This is a genomic window from Mycobacterium sp. 155 (assembly GCF_000373905.1).
GTDB lineage: Bacteria > Actinomycetota > Actinomycetes > Mycobacteriales > Mycobacteriaceae > Mycobacterium.
Genome location: NZ_KB892705.1, coordinates 3,889,334 through 3,911,963 on the forward strand (window position 1 = coordinate 3,889,334; position 22,630 = coordinate 3,911,963).

Consider the following 22,630-nt stretch of genomic DNA (forward strand, 5'->3'; position numbering starts at 1 on the left):
TCAAGACCAACCAGGAGGGGACCGTCGATGGCACGTGGATTCCAAGGGGCGATCATGCGGGGCTTCGGCGCCCGTGATCACCAGGCCACGGTCGTCGGCACTGAGCGCCGTACGCCGAATCTGCTGCGTATCCAGATGGTTTCGCCCACGTTGTTCGACGATGCGATCGCCGAGCCGACGTCCTGGTTGAGATTCTGGTTCCCGGACCCGGAGGGGACAAAGACCGAATTTCAGCGGGCCTACACAATCGTCGAAGCCGAGGTCAGCACAGGGCATTTCGCCATCGACGTCGTGCTGCACGAGCCGTCCGGACCGGCGGCGCACTGGGCCAGAACCGCAATGCCGGGCGCGACGGTACCGGTGACGACGTTGGGGTCTGCCGGATTCAGTGTCCCGGAGGAGCCGCCGGCCGGTTATCTGCTGATCGGTGATGCCGCGGCCACACCCGCGATCAACGGCATCATCGGGACTGTCCCGCACGACATTCCGATCGAGGTCTACCTCGAACAGCACGATGAGTCTGATCTGCTCATCTCGATTGCCGCCCACCCACGGATGCGGGTGCACTGGGTGCCCCGCGCAGACACGACCTCACTCGCGGCGGCAATAGAAGGCAGGAACTGGTCGGACTGGTACTGCTGGGTGACGCCGGAAGCCGGATCGCTCAAGCACCTGCGAACCCGGTTACGCGACGAATTCGGGTTTCCCAAGACAGAGATCCATGCGCAGGCCTACTGGACCGAGGGTCGGGCCATGGGCACCAAGCGAGACGACGCTCCGGCTGACAAACCCGTCGAAACCAAGTCGGTAGACGTCAAAACTGCTGCGCCGCGCGGGAACTGGCGAGCGCAGGCCGCGGGCCGGTTGCTGTCCCCGCTCCGCACGCCGTTGATCGTCTCCGGCGTGCTGCAGGCCGTGATCACGCTGGTCCAGTTGGCGCCTTTTGTTCTGCTGGTCGAACTCGCGCGGCTGCTGTTGACCGGCGCGGACCGGGAGCGGCTGTGGACGCTGGGCCTCGTGGCAATCGGGCTGCTCGGCGCGGGTACTTTCCTGGCCGCGGTGCTCACGCTCTGGCTGCACTGGATCGACGCCAATTTCGCGCGCGATCTGCGGACCCGATTGCTGACCAAGATGTCCCGGCTGCCGTTGGGCTGGTTCACCGCTCGCGGATCCGGTGCGATCAAGCAACTGGTGCAGGACGACACGCTGTCGCTGCACTACCTCGTCACGCATGCCATACCCGACGCTGTCGCCGCGGTGATCGCACCGCTGGCGGTACTGGTCTACCTGTTCACCGTGGACTGGAGACTGGCCGCCGCGTTGTTCGTGCCGGTGCTGGCCTATCTCGTGCTCATGTCGATCATGACGATCCAGTCGGGACCCCGCATCGCGCAGGCGCAACGGTGGGCCGAGCGGATGAACGGTGAGGCGGGCGCCTACCTCGAGGGCCAGCCCGTGGTCCGGGTGTTCGGTGGCGCGGCGGCATCGAGTTTCCGTCGTCGCCTCGACGAGTACATCGGTTTCCTGGTGGCCTGGCAGCGCCCGTTCACCGGCAAGAAATCGCTGATGGATCTGGTCACCAGGCCCAACACATTCCTGTGGTTGATCGTCGCCATCGGCACTCCGATGATCATCAACGGTTGGCTGGATCCGGTAGATCTGCTGCCGTTCCTGTTGCTGGGCACCACGTTCGGCGTTCGGTTGCTCGGCATCGGCTACGGTCTGGGCGGTATTCGCGGCGGCATGCTCGCCGCCCGGCGTATCCAGAACACGTTGGAAGAGGCCGACCTCGCGATCGCCGATGCTGAGCCGCCCCAGGATGATTCGGGTGCGGTGGTGTTCGACCACGTGACATTCGCCTACCGCCCCGGCGTTCCCGTGATCGAAGACGTCTCCCTGACACTGCGACCCGGGACGCTCACTGCGTTGGTCGGGCCGTCGGGCTCGGGCAAGTCCACGCTCGCCGCGCTGCTGGCCCGCTTCCACGACGTGAACGACGGCGCAATCCGGGTCGGCGGTAGCGATATCCGCACTTTGAGCGCCGACGACCTGTATCGCCGAGTAGGTTTCGTGCTTCAGGACACCCAGCTGGTGGCGGGGACTGTCGCGGAGAACATCGCCCTGGCCGACCCTGATGCGGGCATCGACCGGGTGCAGGACGCCGCCCGTGACGGGCAGATCCACGACCGGGTACTGCGCTTGCCCGATGGCTACGACACTGCTTTGAGTGCGGCACCCACCCTGTCCGGGGGGGAACGGCAACGGCTCACCATCGCCAGGGCGATCCTCGCCGACACCGAGGTGCTGATTCTCGACGAGGCGACTGCGTTCGCCGATCCGGAGTCGGAATACCTTGTACAGCAGGCACTTAACCGGTTGGCCCGGGACCGGACCGTACTCGTCATCGCGCACCGGCTGCACACCATCACCCATGCCGATCAGATCGTCGTGCTCGACGCCGGACAGATCGTCGAGACCGGTACGCATGAGGAACTGCTGGCCGCCGGTGGCCGCTACGGCCAGCTGTGGGAGACCGGGCACCGCGACACCGTGACCGCCGGAAAGGCCGCTCCATGATCCGCACGCTGATTGCGCTCATTCCCGTCGAGAAGCGCGGCACGGTCGGTGTTTATGCTGTCCTGACGTTGATTTCGGTGCTGATCCGCGCGGCGGGCGCGGTGCTTCTGGTGCCGCTGGTGGCCGCGCTGTTCGGCGCCAGTCCAAGCGACGCGGTGCCGTGGCTCGGCTGGCTGACCGCCGCGACCGTCGGAGGCTGGGTCGTCGACACCATCACCTCGCGGCTGGGATTCGATCTCGGCTTCGCGGTTCTCGACAACACCCAGCACAACGTCGCCGACAGGTTGCCGAACATCAGGCTCGACTGGCTGGCAGGCGACAACGGCGCGAACATCGCCAACACCCGTCAGGCGATCGCCGCGACCGGGCCGGAACTCGTCGGCCTCGTGGTGAACCTGCTCACGCCGCTCGTCGGTGCGGTTCTGCTGCCTGCGGCTATCGCGGTGGCGCTGATTGCGGTGTCCCCGCCACTGGGACTCGCGGCGCTGACCGGTGTGGTGGTCCTGCTGGGAGCATTGTGGGCGTCGGGGCAGTTGAGTCGTAAGGCCGACGCCGTCGCCGACGAGACCAACAGCGCCTTGACCGAACGGATCATCGAGTTCGCCCGCACCCAGCAGGCTTTGCGGGCGGCCCGGCGCGCGGAACCTGCGCGCAGCCTGGTCGGCGACGCGCTCGTGGCCCAGCACGGCGCGAGCGTGCGACTGCTGGCCATGCAGATTCCCGGGCAGTTGTTGTTCAGCCTCGCCAGCCAATTGGCCCTGATCGCGTTGGCGGGTACGGCCACGGTGTTGACCATGCACGGCGCATTGACCGTGCCCGAGGCGATCGCGCTGATCGTCGTCATCGCCCGCTACCTGGAACCCTTCACGGCGCTGAGCGAGTTGGCACCGGCGATCGAGTCGACCCGCGCCACCCTGGACCGGATCGGCAGCGTTCTGTCGGCACCGACGCTCCCGGCCGGGACGGTCGGGTCTCCCGAGCGAAACTCCTTGCCACGCATCGAGTTCGATGAGGTGAGCTTCACCTACGGCGACGATCCGGTGCTCGACAAGGTCAGCTTCGTGCTGGAACCGGGCGGCACGACGGCGATTGTCGGCCCGTCCGGATCGGGCAAGAGCACGATCCTGGCGTTGATCGCCGGCTTGCATCAGCCGACCGCCGGCCGGGTGCTGATCGACGGTGTGGACGCGGCGGCGCTGAACACTGAAACCCGCAGGGCTGCAACGAGTATGGTATTTCAGCATCCTTATCTGTTCGACGGGTCGATTCGCGACAACATCGCGGTGGGAGATCCCGCGGCCGATGCGGACCGGCTCTCCGCCGCGATGCGGCTGGCCCGGGTGGACGAGTTGACCGGCCGGCTGCCCGACGGTGACGCGACGAAGGCCGGCGAAGCGGGCACCGCGCTTTCAGGTGGCGAACGGCAACGGGTCAGCATCGCCCGGGCGCTCGTCAAGCCCGCGCCGATACTGCTCGTCGACGAGGCGACCAGCGCACTGGACACCGAGAACGAGGCTGCCGTGGTGGACGCCCTCACCGTCGATCTGCAGCCGCGCACCCGGGTGATCGTGGCGCACCGGTTGGCCAGTATCCGCCACGCCGATCGGGTGTTGTTCGTCGACGGCGGACGCATCGTCGAGGATGGAAGTGTCGAAGAGCTGCTGAGCGCCGGTGGCCGGTTCGACGAGTTCTGGCGTCAGCAGCACGCCGCCGCGGAATGGCAGATCGTGCACTGAGATTCGGGCACGAGCGGTGGCCATTCCCGAAGTTACTGGTGTTGCTCCGATGCTGCGAGACCGGCACGCTCGACACTGAGCAGGCTCTCGGTGTGATGCTCGGCCCGGTATGCCGCACCGCCGCCGTTGATTCCGAACAACCGTTTACTCCACAGCAGCCAGATCACCGCCGCGACGTTGACGAGGAAGGCGCCGAGTCGAACCACGGTCACCTTCTCGGTGAGTTCGTAGATCTCCAACGGCAGGAACACGCTGGTGGCGATCACCGCGAAGTACTCACCCCAGCGTTCGGCAAGCCACAACCCGACTGCTTCGATCAATTCGATCAAGGCATAGACGGCCAGACCGACGGCGATCCACAGCAGCGTCGTCGCCGACAGCGAGAACGCGTGATCGATGGTCCGGATGATCCTGGAATCGTCCAGGTTCCAACCTATTTGGTCGGCCAGCGGGCGGGCCAGCGGAATATCCTTCTGGAACGCGTCGTGCAACTGGGAGCGGGTGGCGCGCACCTTGAGCACGCCAATCGCCAGCGCCACGAAGACCACCGCGCGGACCGCTCGCTCTACGGCCAGCAGGCGCATGATCGTCCGGTCGCGCAACAGCCGTCCCCGCGGGACTTCGGGAGCGGTGTCGGCCGGGCCGTGCCCCCTCGGCGGTCCGACCACAAACGTCTCACACCGCAGGCAGCGCCACGCTTCCCCGACCGGGGTGTCGGCCCGAAGCCGCTCGCGCAGGTCGGGTTCGTCGGGGGCGAACGTGGCGTGGCCCCGTAAACCACAGGACCGCAGCGCGAAATTCACCATTTCAGCACCGTAGCGACCGATGGCATCTGGTCGCATGGAACGGCGTCAGGTCAGCGGTGCGATGCGCTGAATTCCTGTCGCCGTGCCCTGGTAGATCACTCCGCCGGGTGCCGTGGTGCCCGCAGACTGCATGGGGTCGGCGGCGGTTGCGGCGCCGATGAACTGTTCGGTGAGCACGGCTCCGGTGCCGGTGTCCACGGCGGCGTAGAAGAACTTGTCGGCAGGCGTGGTGCCGAGTTGATCGTCGACCGGATTGTGCCGGGTGACAGTCACGATCATGCCGTCGGCCACCGACAGTCTCGGTACTGCCGCCGAGCGCACGCTGTTGTTCCACGCCACGTCACATCCGGAGTTGTCGGGCCGGACGTCGACCCGCGTCATCCCTCCGACAAACCGCGCCGTAGCCGGCACAGCGGGGTCGGCGGCACTGGGCACCGTGGGATATGGATAGCCGTAGGTGCTGGAGGCGATCACCGTGCGCCCCGCGCCGATCGACGAGTTCTCCGAGCCCGGGCCGCCGGAGGTGAGTACCGGGGTTGTGCACAGGACCGCGCCGGAGGCCGTGCTGACCACGAGCAGATGGACCTGGTTGTCGGCGTTGTCGATGAGCGCGAGGTACTCACCGCCGGTGACCGGCCCGAAGAACGTCGGCGTGGATCCGCTGCCCCAGCTCAGCTGTCCTGGCTTGCGAGCCGATCCCCTGTCATAGCCGACCCGATATTTCACCACCGGGTTTCCGGCTCGATCCTCGGTCAGTAGGTACAGCGCGTGCGTGGTGACCACCGCGGTGCCCTGCGGTGCGGTGGAGATGCTGTTGGCGACGTGCTCGCCGTCGGGCAGCGCCACGGAGGTGACCTTCCGCGCGGCCGTGTCGACGATTCCCACCGTGCCACCCGCGGTGGCGTACCAGACCTTGCCGTTGTAGGCGGGTGCGACACCCGTGACGGAGTCCCCGGACGGCAGACCGGCACCCAGCGGTGTCGACTCGGCGATGGACAGGCCCCACAACCCGAGCTTGTTGCGGCTGTGGCTGATCCGAATCAGGTTGTTGTCACCGTCCACCAAGACCAGTCGATCGTTGTGGTCCAGATAGGCGTCCAGATAGCCATAGACGCCGCCGAGCGGGCTACCCGCCGCAACCGCCATGCTGGTCAACGGCGTGCCGGTGGATTTGTCCAGCAGGTACACGCGTGGCGAACGGCCGAGAGCCTGGGCGCACAGCGCGACCGGTAGACCGTCGGAGCCGATCAGGACCGTCGAACAGGCCGCGGACAGGCCGACGGGCTGGGCGAGCACACGGCCGGTGCCGGGCCCCGGCAATGAGGTGGTGTCCGATGCGCCGCTGTCGCCGTGCCTTGACCCGGTACCGGTGGGTCCGTCGTAGGGGTTGTCCGGCAGCTGCGGACCGAACTGGTTCGCGGCCGCGGCCGGTGGTGGCGTCACCGTCAGCGCTGTCACCAGCACTGGAGCCAGGAGCGTTGCAAGCCATCGGCTTACCGACATCGTCAACTCCTGGTGGCGGACGGAACCGTACGGGTCACGAACGCTACGGCGGCCTGATCACGAAACCGCATCCGCCGGAGCTCGGTTGAGCCAAGAAGCCCGACACGCCGCGTTGGGTAGGAGACCCGGACCGGCGCGAGAGCGTCAGGCACTCTACGGTTGGAGGTGACTGGCGTTCAGGGGCCTACCGGCCCGAAAGGGGTTGACGAGGCTTGCTCGGCAACGGTCTTGCGGTGCTGTTCGCCCTGTGCGCGGCGGTTTTCGCCGCGGTCGGCATCGTGGTGCGGCAACGCGCCACCATGGACGTCCCGGCGGAGAAGGGCGTCAGCACCGTCATGCTGCGGACTCTGCTGGGTCGCCGGCTGTGGTGGTTCGGTACGGCGGCCGCGGTAGCCGGCTACGCGTTTCAGGCGCTCGCGCTGGGTTTCGGTTCACTGCTGCTGGTGCAGCCGGTGTTGGTGTCGGCGTTGTTGTTCGCGTTGCCCTTGAGCGCTCGACTGGCGGGCCGTCGGGTCAGTCGCGCCGAGTGGCTGTGGGCCCTGCTGCTGACTGCCGCATTGACGGTTTTTGTCCTGCTGGCCCGGGCGAGCACGGGCTCGTACCAGGTGCCGGTGGCTACCACACTCATCGTCGCGGTGGTGTGCGCGGCCGGGGTCACCCTGTTCGTGCTGGCCGCGACCCGCAGCACCACGTGGCGCCGCGCCGCCCTGCTCGCCGTGGCGGTGGGCGTGATGTTCGGCGTCGTGGCGGTGCTGACCAAGATTGTGATGCACCTGGTCACCCAGGGCAGTGCGCTCACGGCGCTCACCACACCCGCCCTGTACCTCGTGGTGATGCTCGGAGTGGTCGCAACACTGCTGCAGCAATCGGCTTTTCACGCCGGATCCCTGCAGACCTCGGTACCGACCATGCTGGTGCTCGAACCCGTGGTGGCGGTGGTGCTCGGTTCGGTCGTGCTCGGGGAGCACATGTCGATCACCGGGCTGGAGCCCATTGCGCTGTCGCTGGCCATCTGCGCGATGGCCGTCGCGACGATAGCGTTGGGCCGCGACGAGGGCGCCTACGAGGAGAAGCTGGAAGCCGAGGTGGGCCGGCGGTCGGTGAGCACCGTCACGGATTGATGGCGCGTTCTCGGCTACCCCGCACCGCGTACCCGGGCCGCGGCCGTCTCGGGCATCGGCTCGTACCGGGCGAACGATCGAGTGAACGAACCCGCACCGTGCGACAGCGACCGCAGGTCGATGGCGTAGCGGGTCAGTTCGATCTCGGGGATCTCGGCTTTCACGGCCGTGCGGTCCTCACCGACCTTGTCGGTGCCGACCACGCGGCCGCGGCGGCTGGACAGATCGCTCATGATGGCACCGACCAGGTCGTCGGGCACCAGCACGGTCACGTCATCGACCGGCTCCAGCAGATTCACCCGAGTGGTGGCGGCGGCTTCCCGCAGCGCCAGCCCGCCTGCCATCTGGAAGGCAAAGTCCGACGAATCGACGCTGTGCGCTTTGCCGTCAACCAGGGTCACCCGGATGTCGACAACGGGGTAGCCGACTTCAGAACCGACCCCTTTCTCCATCTGGGCGCGCACCCCCTTCTCGACGCTCGGGATGAATTGGCGCGGAATCGCACCGCCCACCACCTTGTCGACGAACTCGAAACCGGCTCCTTCGGGCAGTGGCTCGACCTCGATGTCGCATACCGCGTACTGGCCGTGCCCACCCGACTGCTTGACGTGCCTGCCGTGTCCTTTTGCCTTGCCGCCGAACGTCTCCCGTAGCGGTACGCGCAACTCCACGGTGTCTACCGATACGCCGTAGCGGCGGGATAGCGCGTCGAGTACGACACCCGCGTGCGCTTCACCCATGCACCAGAGCACGATCTGGTGCGTTTCCGGATTCTGCTCGATACGCAGGGTCGGGTCCTCGGCGGCCAGCCGCTGCAGACCGACCGAGAGCTTGTCCTCATCGGTCTTCGCGCGCGGTTGGACAGCCACCGGCAGCAGCGGGTCTGGCATGGTCCACGGCCGCAGCACCAGCGGATCGGCCTTGTCGCTCAGCGTGTCACCGGTTTCCGCGCGGCTGAGCTTGCCGATCGCGCAGATGTCGCCGGCCACCACCAGCGGTGCCGGGCGCTGCAGCTTGCCCAACGGGAAGGACAGGGTGCCGATGCGTTCATCCTCGTCGTGGTCGGCGTGCCCGGTCGTGGCATGCGCGCCCGTATCGTCGCTTGCGGCGCCGCCATTCGGCAAGAAGGCCGAAAAATGGCCCGACACGTGCACTGTCGCGTCGGGCCTGAGGGTTCCGGAGAACATCCGGACCAGGCTGACCCTGCCGACATACGGATCCGACGTCGTCTTCACCACCTCGGCTAGCAGCGGTCCGGCGGGGTCGCAGGCCAATGCTCTACGGGGCGCCCCCTGTGGCGTGAACACCTCGGGCAGAGGATGTTCCGGTGGTGCTGGGAACCCGCGGGTGGCGACCTCCAGCAGTTCCAGGGTCCCGACGCCGGATCCGCTGCACACCGGGATCACCGGGAAGAACGAGGCCCGGGCCACGGCCTTCTCCAGGTCTTCGATGAGCACGTTCGGGTTGATGTCCTCACCGCCCAGGTAGCGCTCCATGAGCGTCTCGTCCTCGGACTCCTCGATGATGCCTTCGATGAGCGTGCCGCGAAGTTCGGCGATCTCGTCGGTATAGGACTCGGCGGGCGCGTGCGACGAATGCGTACCGTCCGCGTAGTCGTACTGGGTCTTGGTGATCAGCCCGATCACCCCATCGCCGGCGGGGAAGTACAGCGGAAGCACCTTGTCGCCGAACGCCTGCTGGGCGGTGGCCAGCGCGTTGGCGTAGTTGGCTCGAGCATGGTCGAGTTTGGTGATCGCCACGGCGCGTGGCATTCCCACTGCACTGCACTCCTGCCACAGCGCCTTGGTCGGCTCGTCCACGGTCTCATTTGCCGCGACGACGAACAGGGCACAATCCGCGGCCCGCAGCCCCGCGCGCAGTTCCCCGACGAAGTCGGCATACCCGGGGGTGTCGATGAGGTTCACCTTGATCCCGTTGTGCTGCAACGATGCCAGTGCCAGGCCCACAGAACGCTGTTGAGCGATCTCGGCGTCGTCGAAGTCGCACACCGTCGACCCGTCGAGCACCGAACCGATCCTGGTCAGCACCCCGCTGGCCATCAGCAACGCGTCGACAAGCGTGGTCTTACCAGCGCCCGACGGCCCGACCAGCGCGATGTTGCGGATCGCCTCCGGGCGTTCCGCCGTAGGTAGGGCCCCGTTGCCGGCTGCAGAGGCCGTCCTGTCCGCCATGGCATGTCCTCCTGAGGTCCCCTTCCACCATTCCCCGATGCGACCTGCAGCACAAGGGCTGCACGTGGGCTTCGAGCGGTCGCGTGCTCACGCCTGCCAGGAGGACCAGTGTGTGATGGCGACCGTGACGACCGGGCCGTCCAACGCAATCCGTTCGTACTGAGGATATTTGGCGCGCAGCAACGCGTATCCGATCGCCACCTCGTCGCCGGTGTAATGGGTTGCGGCCTGGCCGTCGGCCCGCACCCACCACAGGTGCGTCCAGTCGTCGTCATAGTGGTCGGTGAGCAGACTCACCCGAGAATCGTGTTCGATGTTGGTCAGCCTCCGCAGCTTCTGCGTGGACTTACGTTTGGCGTCGACCGCGGTGTAGATCGTGATGCCTTCGGACTCGCGGTGCACCGCGAACACCACCGGGACCAGATGCGGGGCGCCTTCGGGTCCCAGCGTGGCCAACACCGCGGTCGGGCTGCCGGCAAACTGCTCCACCGCATCGAACTCGCCCATGCGTTCAGCGTAGGAGCAGAGTGGGGCTCAATGCGGGTGTCTGGGCTGTGGCGCCACGCTGTACGGCGACCGGGTCACGTTGATCTCGGGCCGTTTGGTGGGTGTGGGCCGCTGCGGTGCTCGGTACACCGGCGACTGGGACTCGGGCTCCGGTGGCGGAGGTGCCGGCGGCGGGGGAGGGGGAGCAGGCAGGATGCCGGCCCGCAGCGGTGGCGGTGCGGGTGCGGGCGCGGGAGCACTCGATGCCGTCGGCGTCACCGCTGTCGGAGCCCGGTCGACCGTCGATGACGGATCGCGAACTATCAGCAGGACCAGCGAAATCACGATCGCCGCCGCGGCTATCCCCGCCGCGACGATCGCGGCCGCGGCCCGTCGGGTGCGGTACCACGGCACGGGCGCGGGTTTGAAATTCCAGGTGCTGGAATCGAAAGCATCGAAACCAGCGGTTGCGTCGTCGGCCTCACCGTCCGCCTGCTGCGCAGCGTCGGTCCAGAGGTAGTCGAAGCGACCCGCTGCTTCAGGTTCAGCCACGTTCTGATGTTAGCGGCACGACCTGCACAAACGCGCGATGATCGTGATGTCGACACGATCGGCCGTCCCTCACGGTAGGGTTCGGACGTCACGCCGGAGCCATTCACCGCAGCGACCAGTGTCGGTAACCGCGGCGCCATTGCTGCGCTTTCTGATCATCGGAAGGTTGGCAATGCTCACCAGAACAGCGCTTACTCGAATGTTGCAGCCAAAACTTATCCCGGGCGTCCTTGCCGCCGTTACGTGCCTCGTCGTCACGTCTGCGGTGGCATGCGCCCCACCGCAGAAAGACGGCGGCGGCGGGCAGACGGAATCGGGAGTCAAGGCCGCCGAGGCCACCTCTGCCGGGGCATGCGGCGGCATGGACGGCCTGGTCACCGCGGCCAAGGCCGAAGGCGAGCTCAACGTCATTGCTCTGCCCCCGGATTGGGCCAACTACGGCGCAATCATCAAGGCGTTCTCCGACAAGTACGGCATCAAAGTCACCTCGGCGCAGCCCGAGGCCTCCAGCCAGGAGGAGATCAACGCCGCCAATCAGCAGAAGGGCAAGAGCACCGCGCCCGATGTCTTCGATCTTGGACAGGCTGTGGCACTGTCGAACACCTCGATGTTCGCCCCGTACAAGGTGGCCACTTTCGACAGCATCCCGGCGAAGTTCAAGGATCCGAACGGGGTTTGGGTCAATGGCTACGGCGGTTATATGTCTATCGGGTTCGATTCGGCCAAAGTGCCTGCCATCACCGACGTTGACGACCTGCTCAAGCCCGAATACCACGGAAAGGTCGCTCTCAACGGCGATCCCACCCAGGCCGGTGCGGCGTTCTCCGGGGTGGTGATGGCGGCGCTGGCCCAGGGCGGGTCGGCCGACAACATCGCGCCGGGCGTCGACTTCTTCGGAAAGCTCCATCAGTTGGGCAATTTCCTGCCGGTCGACCCGACCCCGGCCACCATCGAGTCGGGCCAGACGCCTGTAGTCATCGACTGGAACTACACCAATGCCGCCGAAACCCAGAAGCTGCCCAGCTGGCAGGTCGTGGTGCCGCCGGACCACGCAGTCGCTGGTTACTACTTCCAGGCGATCAACAAAGCGGCCCCGCATCCGGCCGCGGCGCGGTTGTGGCAGGAGTTCCTGTTCAGTGACGAAGGCCAGAACCTGTTCATGGTGGGCGGTGTCCGGCCGGTGCGCGCAGATCAGATGGCCGTCGCGGGAACCGTCGACAAGAAGGCGTTCTCCAAACTCCCGTCGATCGACGGGCAGGTGGTCATCCCGACACCGGCCCAGACCGAAGCGGCCACCAAGTATCTGGCGGACAACTGGGCCAGGGCGATCGGCTGAGTCGGCCGGTGCCAGGGGCCGTTGTGGGTCGGCGGATCCGCGAAAGTCTGCCGCTGCTGCCGTTTCTCACGGTGGTCACCGTTTTTCTGATCGTGCCGACGGTGACAGTGGTGGTCATGGCCTTCTTCGCCGACGGATCTTTCTCGCTTGCGCGGATCATGGCGCTGTTCTCGCCGACGGCGCTCGCGGCCCTCGGCAAGAGCGTGCTGCTCTCGGGCAGCACGGCACTGATCGGGGCGGTGCTGGGTGCCGTGCTGGCCTGGTTGATTGTCAGCAGCCCGCCGTCGTCGATGGTCCGTCGCTCGGTGCTGGCGCTGTGCAGTGTGCTGGCCCAGTTCGGGGGTGTGGCATTGGCTTTCGCGTTCTTGGCGACGATCGGCCTCAACGGTGTGCTGACGATCTGGGTGCGTGAGCATCTGGGTTGGGACTTGGCCGGATCCGGCTGGTTGTACGGGCTGCCCGGGTTGATCCTGGTGTACACCTACTTTCAGATCCCGCTGATGGTGATCGTCTTTCTGCCCGCACTGGAGGGTCTGCGCGACCAGTGGCGTGAGGCCGCCGTCAACCTCGGGGCGTCCAGGTGGCAGTACTGGCGTGAGGTGGCGGTGCCGTTGTTGACCCCGGCGTTCCTCGGATCGGCGTTGTTGTTGTTCGCCAACGCCTTTGCCGCCTACGCGACCGCCGCCGCTCTGGTCAGCCAAGGAGCTCCGATCGTGCCGCTGCTGATCCGCGCGGCCCTCACCAGTGAGGTGGTGCTCGGTCAGTCCGGGTTCGCCTACGCGCTGGCGCTGGAGATGATCGTCGTGGTGGCGGCTGTGATGCTCGTCTACAACGCGCTGGTGCGGCGTACCGCGAGGTGGCTGAAATGACGCACGCGAGAACGACACTGCGGATCACACTGTGGGTGCTGTTCGGGTTGTTCTTCCTGTTCCCGCTGTACGCGATGGCGGACTTCTCCACGCGCAACCTGATCGAGGGCGGACGCACCCTGACGGCCTGGCGCAACCTGGTGGCCGACGAGACGCTGTATCAGGCGATCGTGATCTCGGTGTTGTTGGCGGTGTTCACCGTGGTCGCGATGCTGGTGCTGCTGGTGCCGACGATGATCTGGGTGCGGCTGCGGGCGCCGTGGGCCCGTCGTGCGATCGAATTTCTGTGCCTGTTGCCCTTGACGATTCCGGCCTTGGTGATCGTGGTGGGCCTGCGCAATGTCTACCTCTGGGTCACCTACTTCCTCGGGGAATCCGCGCTGACGCTGACGTTCGTCTACGTCGTACTCGTGCTGCCGTTCGCCTACCGGGCCCTCGACGCGGCGCTCGCGGCCATCGACCTGCGGACTCTGTCGGAGGCGGCTCGCTCGCTCGGCGCCGGCTGGGGCGCCACCATCGCACGGGTGATCGTGCCCAACATCTGGCCCGGAATCCTTTCCGCCGCTTTCATTTCCATCGCCGTGGTGCTCGGCGAATACACCATTGCGTCGCTGAGCGGTTACCAGACCCTGCAGGTGCAGATCGTCGCAATCGGTAAGAGCGACGGTCCGACGTCGGTGGCCGCCTCACTCGCGGTGCTGCTGTTGGGTTTCGTGCTGCTGCTGGCCCTGGCGGTTGTCACCCGCGGCCGCCGTCGGAGGGCGGGTGGTCCGAGGTGAGGAGCAATCGAGGTCTTGCCGTCGAACTCAATGACCTCACCCGGGTCTACGGCAGTGTCAAGGCGCTCGACGGACTGACGCTGCACATCGAGCCCGGCGAGTTGGTGGCTTTGCTCGGACCGTCGGGGTGCGGCAAGACCACAGCGCTGCGCATCTTGGCAGGTCTCGACGAGGCCACATCGGGCAGCGTGCTGGTCGGTGGGCGCGACGTGAGTTCGGTACCGGCTAACAAGCGCGATATGGGGATGGTGTTCCAGGCGTATAGCCTCTTCCCGCACCTGACCGTGCTGGACAACGTCGCTTTCGGGTTGAAGATGCGAGGAAAGAGCAAGGCCGACAGGCTTTCCCAGGCCGCGGACATGCTCGATTTGGTGGGCTTGAGCGAGCACAAGGACAAGTACGCCGACGAGCTTTCCGGCGGCCAGCAGCAGCGTGTCGCGCTGGCGCGGGCATTGGCGATCCGGCCGCGCGTGCTGCTGCTCGACGAGCCGCTCTCAGCGCTCGACGCGAAGGTGCGGGTGCAGTTGCGCGACGAGATCCGTCGGGTTCAGCTCGAGGTCGGCACCACGACGTTGTTCGTCACCCACGATCAGGAGGAGGCGCTGGCGGTTGCCGACAGGGTCGGGGTGATGAGCCAGGGCAAACTCGAACAGCTCGCAGCGCCGGCAAATCTGTACGCGAGCCCCGCGACACCGTTCGTTGCGGAGTTTGTCGGACTGAACAATCAGGTACCCGCGGAGGTTTCGGACGGGCGGGCTCTCCTGCTGGGTACTTCGGTCCCGACGCTGGCCGGCTCGGTCGATGCAGGTACGGGCACGGCGCTGGTGCGTCCCGAATCCATCATGGTCACCGCCGACACCGACGGTGCCGCTCGGGTCAGCTCGGTGGCGTTCCTCGGGCCGATCTCCCGGGTGTACGTGACGTTGCCCGACGGCGCGGTGCTGCATGCGCAGTTGGCAAGTTCAGCCGCCGAGGTGTTCAGCCCGGGGGACCCGGTGCGCGTCGGGGTACGGCCCGCGCCGGTGCTGGTGATCTGAACCGGGCTCAGACGTCCTTGACCGGTTCGATACCCAGATCGCGGTAGGTCACCAGCGCCGCGAACGGGACCCCGCGCTTGGCGAATCGTCCCGTCGCGACATCGCCGCGGTCGACCATCGGGATGACCCCGGTCACCACCGCACCCGCGGCGGCGACGCGCTCGTAGGCGATCTCGGTGGAGCCGCCGGTGCTGATCACATCGTCGACCAGCAGCACGCGGGTGCCGGGTTCGAGCCGGGTGCCTTCGATCCACTGCTCGCGGCCGCGGCTCTTCTGTTCCTTGCGCACCGAGAACCAGGCCTTGCCGGTGACCATCGCGACCCCGTGGGCCAGCGGGTCGGCACCCATGGTCAGACCGCCGACGGCGTCGAACTCGATGCCGCGGGCCGCGGCCAGATCGGCGACCGCGCGGCTGACGATCGTCATCCGCTCACCGGTGTCGATGGCGTACTTGCCGTCGATGTAGTCATGGCTGAGCTGGCCGCTGGCCAGCCGGAACGGCTCCTCGCGGTGCTCGTAGCCGCGCGTGCGGATCAGATCGAAGGCGGCGTGCCAGGTTTCCGGACGCTCGGCGGCAACAGACATACCCGCGATCGTATTGCACACGGCGTTGTGCGCCGATCCGGCCTGGGCGTGGTGCGCCTATCCGGCCTGGGCTCGCCTGGCCAACTCGACTGTCGCGGAACGCAATTCATCGAAGGAGCTGATCGGCGCGGCATAACCCACCCGCGTGTATGCCACCCCGCGGTCGGTGGCGACCCTCAGATCGAGGCCGTAGCGGTCAGCGCCCGTGCACACTGCGGCGGTGGTGTCGGGGTAGCCGCCGAGAGTGCGGGCCATCGCCAGCAGTGACGCAGCGTGGTCGGCGTTGAGATGCTCGATGGCGCCGGCAGCGTGCGGCGACACCGGGTCGGGCTCGGCGGCGGCGTAGGCCGCACCGGTGGCCGAGTCCATCCGGCCGTAGCCGCCGACCCAACGCACCCGGTCCACGCGCAGCACCCACAGCGAGAAATCGCTGTAGTCGATGTAGTACTTTGCCGCCGTGACCGCTGACAGGTGGGCGTCGCGGGCCGCAGCCGCCTCGGCACCGGCGGGGCGCTCGGCTACGCCGGCCAGGGTGACACGGGCGCTGGCGAGCGGATCCGACCCGGCCCCGGGCGCGACGATCGCGATGCTTGCCCGCGGATCCTGCGCGAGGTTGCGACCGTGCTCCGCGAGATTCGACACGCAGAGCACCGGAGCACCGTCCAGCAGCCCGTAGGTGACGAACGACGCCCACGGTGCGCCTTCGGCGGTGAGAGTGGCCAGCGTGCCGGAGTTGGTCGACTTGGCCACGGTGCGAGCTTCTTCGGCCGCTGATGGTCGCGCCGCCGGTACTTCGCGATCGTCAGGCGCCGACTCACCCACAGGGCATCCCTCATCGAATTGTTGGGGCCGATCTCCGCGGCGGACCGCCGCAGACAAGTTCGAATTCGGGAAAACCTAACCCGTCGCGGGCTCTTGTTCAACCGTGTTCTTTCCCGCAAACTCACTGGTGAGGCTGAATCACGTTGCTGGTGGGTGGAGTCGGTCGGGACGCCGGAAACCAGGCCTCGGCGCAACAGTTCTAGGACGGTTGAAAAGCCGCTCCTGTGGGTAGGTTTAACGCTGATGGAAGGCATCGACGGAGTGGCCGTGCAAGGTCTGGACATCCCGTTTGGCGCGTGGTTACCCCGGCAGCGGTGGTATGCCGGCCGGGGCCGCGCGTTGAGTGCAGCGCGCCCAGCGCTTGTGGTGCCGCTGCGAGACAACCTCCTGCTGGTGTTGTTGGACGTGTCGTACACGGACGGCACTCGTGAGCGCTATCAGGTGATCGTCGGGGTCGGTCGTCGAGACGGTTCAGATCACGGCCACGCCGGCGCGACCATCAGTATCGACGGTGATCGGATCGCTTACGACGCGTTGTTCGACCCGGATGCGGCACGCTATCTGCTGAAACTAATCGACGACGCGGCCACCGTCGGGGAGGTGGTTTTCACGAAGGAGCCGGACGCGGAGCTTCCCCTGGATGCCCCTGCCCGGGTCTCCACGGCCGAGCAGAGCAACACCAGCGTGGTGTTCGGGCAGGACGCCATGCTCAAGGTCTTCCGGCGGGTCACTGCCGGTGTGCATCCTGACATCGAACTCAACCGGGCTTTGGGCAGGGCGGGAAACCCCCATGTGGCTCGGCTGCTCGGATCGTTCGAAACCTCGTGGGACGGCGAGCCGTATGCGCTGGGTGTGGTGTCGGAGTTCGCCGCCGATGCGGTCGAAGGTTGGCACATGGCGACCACCGGTGGCGGTGATTTTGCGCAGGAGGCGCGTGCGCTCGGCGCAGCGGTGGCCTCGGTGCACACGTGCCTGGCTGACGCGCTGGGTACCGATTCCATCCCGTTTCCGGTGGACGTGATGCTGAGCCGGTTGACGACGGCCACGCAAGCGGTGCCCGAGCTGTACGACTTCGCTACGCGAATCAAGCAGCGCTACCGGGCCCTGGCGGGGCGGCAAATCACGGTGCAGCGCGTGCATGGTGACTTGCACCTGGGGCAGGTGCTCCGCACCCCTCAGCGCTGGTTGTTGATCGATTTCGAAGGTGAACCCGGAAAACCGTTGCAGCAGAGGCGTCGTCCAGATTCAGCGGTGCGCGATGTCGCGGGCATGTTGCGCTCGTTCGACTACGCGGCCTATCAACGACCGGGCGTTGCCGCTCAGGCTTGGGCCGACCGCAACAGTACGGCCTTCTGCGACGGTTATGCCGCAGAATCCGGTGTCGACCCACGCGACCCCGTCGACCTACTGGCGGCCTACGAGTTGGACAAGGCGGTGTATGAGGCCGCATACGAAGCCCGGCACCGCCCGGATTGGCTGCCCATCCCGATGGGGTCGATCGACCGGCTGGTGGGCTGAGTCCTTCCCGCGAGCAGACGCGCAGGCCCCTGACATGCCGCGCTTGGCGTACCCAAGTGTCTGTTCGGCGAGAAAAGTTACAGCGTGGCGATCTGGTAGTCGCCCAATTGGTCGATCAGCGTGTGCAACTGGTCTTGCGATGAGCCGAGAGTGTGTTCGATCGCGGTGAGCCGCGCCGCATAGTGCCCGACCGGATACTCCGCGGTGATACCGATGCCGCCGTGCAGCTGAATGGATTCCTGCGCGATGTGTCGGCCCGAGCGGCCGATCTGCAGCTTGGTACGCGCGGCCGTCACGGGATCGAAGTCACCGTCGGTGATCGACATCGATGCGTAGAGAGCCATGCTGCGGGCCAGCTCCAGTGATACGTACATATCGGCGGCCCGCTGCGTCAGAGTCTGGAACTTACTCAGTGTGACCCCGAATTGCTTGCGCGCCTTGAGGTAATCGGTGGTGAGACGTAGCGATTCCGCCATGGCGCCGACTGCCTCGGCGCACAGCCCCGCCGAGGCACGGATCAGCGCGTGCGTGATGGCCGTGCCGGCGTCCACCGCGTCACCGAGGGGATCGGCGAGTGTTTCGGCGAGGTCGATCTGGGCGCCCCGTTGCCCGTCGAACGTACGGTAGCTCTCCCGGGTGACTGTGGCCGCGTCGACGAGAAACAGTCCGGTCCCACCCCCGGGCAGGCCGGCGCTGACTATCAGTGTGTCGGCGTTGTCGCCGGCCAGCACCGGGTTCTTCCGGCCGGTGAGCACCCACGAATCACCTTGGTGGGCAGCGGTTGTGGTGACGGTACCGGTTCCGCGTAGGCCAGGCTCGGTGTGGGCGAAAGCCAGCAGTCGCTTGCCGGCAGCGACCTCGTCGAGCAGTTGACGCTGTGCGTCGGTGCCCACCTCGGCGATGATCGACCCTGGCACCAGCGCGCCGTGCAGCACGGGCTCGGGCGCCAGCCGGCGTCCGATCTCGCCCAGCACCACCATGATCTCGAGCGGGCCGCCGGCGTCTTCCTCGAAACCCAGTCCGAGGACTCCGATCTCGGCGAGCTGGGCCCACACCTGAGTGCTGTAGCCGGGGTCGGTGTCGACGACCTTGTTGCGCTTTTCGGTGTCGTAGCCCGACAACACATCGCGCGTGGTGTCGGCCAGCAGGGTCTGTTCTTCGGTCAGCTGAAAGTCCATGGTTCAACTCACAATCCGAGAATGGTCGACGCGATGATGGTGCGCTGAACTTCGTTGCTGCCGCCGTAGATCGAGGTTTTGCGATAGTTCAGATAGTGCGGTGCGGCCTCCTGGGCCCACTCGGGCGACGCGATCGTATTGCCGGCCTCGAATGGCAGCGCGTCCGGCCCGGCGACCTCGACCAGTAGTTCGGTGGCGGCCTGCTGCAGCTGACTGCCGCGCAACTTCAGCACCGATGACGCTGGGTTGGGCTTGCCGTCGGCGGAGTCCGACGTGACGCGCATCTGGGTGAGTTCCAGGGCCAGCACGTCGTTCTCGGCCTCGGCCAATCGCGCAGCGAACAAGGGGTCAGACAGCAAACCGGACTCCTTGGCTCGGGCCTTTACGTCGGCCAGCCACACTTTGGTGCGAGCCACCTGCGCGATGCCGGTGCGCTCGTTGCCGAGCAGGAACTTCGCGTAGGTCCAGCCCTGGTTCTCCTCACCGACCAGCTGGTCGGCCGGCACGCGTACGTCCTCGAAGAACACCTCGTTGACCTCGAAGCTGCCGTCGATGAGCTTGATCGGCCGCAGTATGACGCCCGGGGTGTTCATGTCGATGAGCAGGAAGGAGATGCCTGCCTGCTTCTTGGGGGCGTGCGGGTCGGTGCGGACCAGGCAGAAGATCCAGTCGGCGTACTGGCCGAGCGTGGTCCAGGTCTTCTGGCCGTTGACCACGTAGCTGTCCCCGTCGCGGACCGCGGTGGTGCGCAGCGAGGCCAAATCGGAGCCGGCCTCGGGCTCGGAGAAGCCCTGGCACCACCAGATGTCCAATGCGGCAGTCGGCGGGAGGAAGCGTTCCTTGACGGCCTGCGAGCCGAACTCGGCGATCACCGGACCGACCATCCGGGTATTGAAGGTCAACGGCTCCGGAACGCTGGCCAACTGCATCTCGTCGAGCCAGATCTGATGCTGAGTGGGCGTCCAATCCTTGCCGCCCCACTCGACGGGCCAGTTCGGCACAGCCAGGCCGTGCTCGTTCAAGATCTTGTGCGCGGTGACGATTCCGTCCTTGCCGAGCGGTTTACCCAGCCGGTTGCGTTCGCGGATCTCAGCGGGAACCTGGGTGGTGTAGAAGGTGCGCAGCTCGTCGCGGAACGCAGCCTCCTCCGGTGTGAGCGCCAGTTGCATGACCGTCTCCCTGTTCCGTGGATCTGACAGCACACTAAACCACCGGTTGGTTGGGAGACGAAAGAGCCTGGTCAGGGCTCAGAGTCAGCGCACCAGCCGGCGCAGCAACGCCGAGGCGGCGGCGACGCCGAGCACAGCCGCCACGATCAGCACCGTGACGTCGAGCGCCCAATTGGTCGGCGTGCCGATCAGCAGGCCGCGCAGGGCGTTGACCTCGTAGCTCAGCGGATTGACCGTGGACAGCCATCTGAGCCAGCCGGGCATGACGTCGACGGGGTAGAGCGCATTGGACGCGAAGAACAACGGCATCGTGATGGCTTGACCGATACCCATCAGCCGGTCCCGTTTGCGGACCAGCCCGGCCAGCGTCATCGACAGACACGCGAAGAATGCCGCGCCTAACGTCACGATGGCCATCGCGGCGAGGATCCGCAGCGGGTTCGCGGTCATCGGGATGCCCATCAGGTAGGCGAGTACCACGACGCCGACCACCTGCACCACGGAGCGCACGCCGGCCGCGAACGCCTTACCGGTCACCAGCGCCGACGCGGGTGCCGGCGTGACCATCAGCTTCGCCAGAATGCCCGCATCGCGATCCCAGATGATCTGGATGCCATAGAAGATCGAGATGAACAACGCGGACTGGGCGATGATGCCCGGTGCCAGAAACGTCAGATAGGGCACGCCACCGGTGTTGACCACGTGCAGCCGGCTGAAGGTCTGCCCGAAGATCAACAGCCACAGTGCCGGCTGGATCAGGCGGGTGAACAGCTCGGTGCGGTCGTAGCGCAGCTTCTGCAGCTCCACGAGGGCGAAGGCACCGACACGTACGGCCATGCCGCGGGCCCGCCGCCACCCGCGTGGCGCGAGGACAAGGCCCGTCGAAATAGGTGAATCAGAAGTAGGCGAATCAACTGACACGGCGTGCCGTCCTCCGGCTCGAACGAACCTCACCGATGCCCGAACGGCGGGTGTCCTCGCCGAGTTCGGACCCCGCATAGTGGCGGAAGACGTCCTCCAGCGTGGCGTCCTCGCCGTCGCCCGACACGGCCGCCTTGAGTTCGGCCGGGGTTCCGACCGCTTGCAGCCGGCCGTGGTGCATCAACGCCACCCGGTCGCACAGGGCATCTGCCTCGCCCATGTAGTGGGTGGTCAGCAGCACCGTCATACCGAACTCGGCCTGCATGCGCTGTACTTGTTCCCAGACACTGTCGCGGGCAATCGGATCGAGCCCCACCGTCGGTTCGTCCAGAATCAGCAGCAGCGGCCGATTGACCAACGCCTGGGCCAGTTCGAGGCGCCGCACCATGCCGCCGGAATAGGTGCTTGCGGGCTCGTCGGCGACGTCGAGCAGCTGCATCCCGTCGAGCGCCGTGGTGACACGTTCGCGAAGTTCGGTCCGCGGCACGTCGTAGAGGCGGGCGAACAGCTCGACGTTCTGCCTGCCGGTCAGTGCCGATTCGATCGAAAGTTGTTGCGGTACATAGCCGATGTTGTGCCGGATGTCCATGGTGCGGCGCTGCGCGTCCAGTCCGAAGATCCGCACTTCGCCCTGCTGGACCGGGGTCAATGTGGTGAGGACCCGCACGACGGTGGTCTTGCCCGCGCCGTTCGGGCCGAGTAGGCCCAGGGTCTCGCCTTGGTGCACTTGCAGGCTGAGATCCTCGACGGCGGTGAAGTGCCCGTAGCGATGGGTCAGGTGCCGGCAGTCGATGGCGAGCAGTTCGTCGTTCATGTGGACTCGATCTCCTCGGGGACGTCCCGTACCTCGGCCTGCTCCTGTAGCAGCCGGGTCAACTCGGCCAGCACGTCTAATCCTTTTGCTAACGCGTCAATTTGGGCACCGTTCAGCTGCGCCATGACAGTCGCCAGCGCGGTGCGGCGGGCGGCCCGGGATTCGTCGGCGAGCCGTTGGGCCGATTCCGTGAGCCTGAGCCGTCCCACTCGGCGATCAGCCTCATCGACGGTCCGGATCAGCAGCCCGTCGGCGACCAGTCGGGATACCAGTGTCGACGCGGTGTTGGGCATCAGGCTGAGTTCGATGGCGGACTCCCGCACCGAGATGCCCGGTCGACGACTCACCAGACGCACGAGTTCGGCCTGGGACTGGGTCAGTCCGGCTGAGCCCGATGTCGTCACCCCGGCGGCGCCGATGTCGAATCCGCCGCCGGTAGAGCGGCGCAGCTGTCGCCGGAATCGACCGACGACGCTGAACAGGTCGCTGATGAGATCTCTGCGGAAATCTACCACCCCACCACAATACCTCTGTAACAGAGGTATTGTCTCGCTCGTCGCGAACGTCTGTGAAGGTGATGTGGGTGCCGCGCGGATTGCCGCAGCCGTGGCCGCAGGGTAGCTGCCGC

General features: G+C 66.5%; 20 protein-coding genes. 8 read left to right on the top strand and 12 right to left on the bottom strand.

All coding sequences use genetic code 11. The features are described from left to right. The first annotated feature begins 27 nt into the window (after window positions 1-27). Both B133_RS0118460 and B133_RS0118465 read left to right on the top strand, forming a co-directional pair. On the top strand, window positions 28-2,577 hold the full coding sequence (locus B133_RS0118460) for an ABC transporter ATP-binding protein/permease (protein ID WP_026256602.1): 2,550 nt from the start codon (window positions 28-30) through the stop codon (window positions 2,575-2,577). Further along, window positions 2,574-4,313: an ABC transporter ATP-binding protein gene (locus B133_RS0118465; protein ID WP_018603141.1), complete on the top strand. Its 1,740-nt coding sequence runs from the start codon at window positions 2,574-2,576 to the stop codon at window positions 4,311-4,313. Before B133_RS0118460 ends, B133_RS0118465 begins: the two co-directional genes overlap by 4 nt. A 32-nt stretch (window positions 4,314-4,345) precedes the next feature. Here B133_RS0118465 and B133_RS0118470 read toward each other — a convergent pair whose 3' ends face one another. Together B133_RS0118470 and B133_RS0118475 are read right to left on the bottom strand one after the other, a co-directional pair. Further along, entirely contained in the window at window positions 4,346-5,119 is a 774-nt protein-coding gene (locus B133_RS0118470; protein ID WP_026256603.1) for a DUF2127 domain-containing protein, read from the bottom strand. 45 nt (window positions 5,120-5,164) lie between these two features. Continuing rightward, window positions 5,165-6,622, bottom strand: coding sequence for a hypothetical protein (locus tag B133_RS0118475; protein WP_026256604.1), 1,458 nt, complete (start codon window positions 6,620-6,622; stop codon window positions 5,165-5,167). 212 nt (window positions 6,623-6,834) lie between these two features. Here B133_RS0118475 and B133_RS0118480 point away from each other — a divergent pair, with 212 nt between their 5' ends. Further along, window positions 6,835-7,743 (top strand): DMT family transporter, encoded by a 909-nt coding sequence (locus B133_RS0118480; protein WP_018603146.1) that lies wholly within the window; start codon window positions 6,835-6,837, stop codon window positions 7,741-7,743. 14 nt (window positions 7,744-7,757) lie between these two features. Here the strand turns inward: B133_RS0118480 and B133_RS0118485 are convergent, their stop codons facing one another. The 3 genes from B133_RS0118485 to B133_RS0118495 form a co-directional block, all read right to left on the bottom strand. After that, window positions 7,758-9,935 (bottom strand): elongation factor G-like protein EF-G2, encoded by a 2,178-nt coding sequence (locus B133_RS0118485; protein WP_018603149.1) that lies wholly within the window; start codon window positions 9,933-9,935, stop codon window positions 7,758-7,760. An 87-nt stretch (window positions 9,936-10,022) separates the two neighbouring features. Then, complete coding sequence (locus B133_RS0118490; RefSeq protein WP_018603151.1) at window positions 10,023-10,442, bottom strand: TIGR03668 family PPOX class F420-dependent oxidoreductase; 420 nt, start codon at window positions 10,440-10,442, stop codon at window positions 10,023-10,025. Between the two features lie 27 nt (window positions 10,443-10,469). Then, window positions 10,470-10,973: a hypothetical protein gene (locus B133_RS0118495; RefSeq protein ID WP_018603152.1), complete on the bottom strand. Its 504-nt coding sequence runs from the start codon at window positions 10,971-10,973 to the stop codon at window positions 10,470-10,472. Window positions 10,974-11,238: 265 nt separating this feature from the next. Here B133_RS0118495 and B133_RS0118500 point away from each other — a divergent pair, with 265 nt between their 5' ends. The 4 genes from B133_RS0118500 to B133_RS0118515 are packed head-to-tail and all read left to right on the top strand — an operon-like array spanning window position 11,239 to window position 14,994. Then, complete coding sequence (locus B133_RS0118500; protein ID WP_018603154.1) at window positions 11,239-12,309, top strand: ABC transporter substrate-binding protein; 1,071 nt, start codon at window positions 11,239-11,241, stop codon at window positions 12,307-12,309. 23 nt (window positions 12,310-12,332) lie between these two features. Further along, complete coding sequence (locus B133_RS0118505) at window positions 12,333-13,178, top strand: ABC transporter permease subunit (protein ID WP_018603156.1); 846 nt, start codon at window positions 12,333-12,335, stop codon at window positions 13,176-13,178. Beyond that, window positions 13,175-13,957 carry an ABC transporter permease gene (locus B133_RS0118510; RefSeq protein ID WP_018603157.1) on the top strand — a complete coding sequence of 261 codons (783 nt, stop codon included), beginning with the start codon at window positions 13,175-13,177 and terminating at the stop codon, window positions 13,955-13,957. The genes B133_RS0118505 and B133_RS0118510 overlap by 4 nt, the downstream gene beginning before the upstream one ends. Further along, entirely contained in the window at window positions 13,954-14,994 is a 1,041-nt protein-coding gene (locus B133_RS0118515; RefSeq protein ID WP_018603158.1) for an ABC transporter ATP-binding protein, read from the top strand. The genes B133_RS0118510 and B133_RS0118515 overlap by 4 nt, the downstream gene beginning before the upstream one ends. Before the next feature lie 7 nt (window positions 14,995-15,001). Here B133_RS0118515 and pyrE read toward each other — a convergent pair whose 3' ends face one another. After that, window positions 15,002-15,580, bottom strand: a complete 579-nt coding sequence (pyrE, locus tag B133_RS0118520) for an orotate phosphoribosyltransferase (protein ID WP_018603161.1) — start codon at window positions 15,578-15,580, stop codon at window positions 15,002-15,004. 57 nt (window positions 15,581-15,637) lie between these two features. Next, entirely contained in the window at window positions 15,638-16,402 is a 765-nt protein-coding gene (locus tag B133_RS0118525) for a HugZ family protein (protein WP_018603162.1), read from the bottom strand. Between the two features lie 276 nt (window positions 16,403-16,678). Here B133_RS0118525 and B133_RS0118530 point away from each other — a divergent pair, with 276 nt between their 5' ends. Further along, entirely contained in the window at window positions 16,679-17,920 is a 1,242-nt protein-coding gene (locus tag B133_RS0118530; RefSeq protein WP_026256606.1) for a maltokinase, read from the top strand. A gap of 77 nt (window positions 17,921-17,997) precedes the next feature. Here the strand turns inward: B133_RS0118530 and B133_RS0118535 are convergent, their stop codons facing one another. The 5 genes from B133_RS0118535 to B133_RS0118555 form a co-directional block, all read right to left on the bottom strand. Continuing rightward, on the bottom strand, window positions 17,998-19,098 hold the full coding sequence (locus B133_RS0118535) for an acyl-CoA dehydrogenase family protein (RefSeq protein ID WP_018603165.1): 1,101 nt from the start codon (window positions 19,096-19,098) through the stop codon (window positions 17,998-18,000). Window positions 19,099-19,106: 8 nt separating this feature from the next. Then, window positions 19,107-20,267, bottom strand: a complete 1,161-nt coding sequence (locus B133_RS0118540; RefSeq protein ID WP_018603166.1) for an acyl-CoA dehydrogenase family protein — start codon at window positions 20,265-20,267, stop codon at window positions 19,107-19,109. Window positions 20,268-20,351: 84 nt separating this feature from the next. After that, window positions 20,352-21,104 carry an ABC transporter permease gene (locus tag B133_RS0118545; protein ID WP_018603168.1) on the bottom strand — a complete coding sequence of 251 codons (753 nt, stop codon included), beginning with the start codon at window positions 21,102-21,104 and terminating at the stop codon, window positions 20,352-20,354. 73 nt (window positions 21,105-21,177) lie between these two features. Then, window positions 21,178-22,002, bottom strand: a complete 825-nt coding sequence (locus tag B133_RS0118550) for an ATP-binding cassette domain-containing protein (protein ID WP_018603170.1) — start codon at window positions 22,000-22,002, stop codon at window positions 21,178-21,180. Then, window positions 21,999-22,517 (bottom strand): MarR family winged helix-turn-helix transcriptional regulator, encoded by a 519-nt coding sequence (locus tag B133_RS0118555; RefSeq protein WP_018603172.1) that lies wholly within the window; start codon window positions 22,515-22,517, stop codon window positions 21,999-22,001. Before B133_RS0118555 ends, B133_RS0118550 begins: the two co-directional genes overlap by 4 nt. Between the last annotated feature and the right edge of the window lie 113 nt (window positions 22,518-22,630).